1 rRNA gene is annotated in these 1,147 nt (G+C 58.8%); it reads right to left on the bottom strand.

From position 1 onward, the window contains the following. A 16S ribosomal RNA gene (locus ACIA8R_RS52975) occupies window positions 1-978 on the bottom strand; the annotation flags it as partial. Window positions 979-1,147: the final 169 nt, after the last annotated feature.

The raw sequence follows: 1,147 nt of genomic DNA on the forward strand, positions 1-1,147 counted from the left end.
TGTTTCCGGGTGATGTCAAACCTTGGTAAGGTTCTTCGCGTTGCGTCGAATTAAGCAACATGCTCCGCCGCTTGTGCGGGCCCCCGTCAATTCCTTTGAGTTTTAGCCTTGCGGCCGTACTCCCCAGGCGGGGCGCTTAATGCGTTAGCTCCGGCACGGAACCCGTGGAAGGGTCCCACACCTAGCGCCCAACGTTTACAGCGTGGACTACCAGGGTATCTAATCCTGTTCGCTCCCCACGCTTTCGCTCCTCAGCGTCAGGTAAGGCCCAGCAAGCCGCCTTCGCCACCGGTGTTCCTCCTGATATCTGCGCATTTCACCGCTACACCAGGAATTCCACTTGCCCCTACCTACCTCTAGCCGGCCCGTATCCACCGCAGACCCGCAGTTAAGCTGCGGGCTTTCACGGCAGACGCGACCAGCCACCTACGAGCTCTTTACGCCCAATAATTCCGGACAACGCTTGCGCCCTACGTATTACCGCGGCTGCTGGCACGTAGTTAGCCGGCGCTTCTTCTGCAGGTACACGTCAACTTCGTCCCTGCTGAAAGAGGTTTACAACCCGAAGGCCGTCATCCCCCACGCGGCGTCGCTGCGTCAGGCTTCCGCCCATTGCGCAATATTCCCCACTGCTGCCTCCCGTAGGAGTCTGGGCCGTGTCTCAGTCCCAGTGTGGCCGGTCGCCCTCTCAGGCCGGCTACCCGTCGTCGCCTTGGTAGGCCACTACCCCACCAACAAGCTGATAGGCCGCGAGCCCATCCCCAACCGAAAAACTTTCCACCACCACCCGATGCCGGGGGCGGTCGTATCCGGTATTAGACCCAGTTTCCCGGGCTTATCCCAGAGTCAGGGGCAGGTTGCTCACGTGTTACTCACCCGTTCGCCGCTCGAGTACCCCGAAGGGCCTTTCCGCTCGACTTGCATGTGTTAAGCACGCCGCCAGCGTTCGTCCTGAGCCAGGATCAAACTCTCCAAACAATGCTTGGAAAAGTGGTTGAACCCAACCAAAAAGGAATCCGTCCATCCGAAGATGTGACGGGGTTATGCATGGTTTTCATGCACTGGCTTTTAACACACTGTTGAGTTCTCAAGAAACGGACGCGTACTTCCTCACCAGAACCCGTTCCCGGATCCTCGTTCAGAGGCG

Origin of the sequence: Nonomuraea sp. NPDC051191, from assembly GCF_044455665.1 — a bacterium.
Taxonomy (GTDB): Bacteria; Actinomycetota; Actinomycetes; order Streptosporangiales; family Streptosporangiaceae; genus Nonomuraea.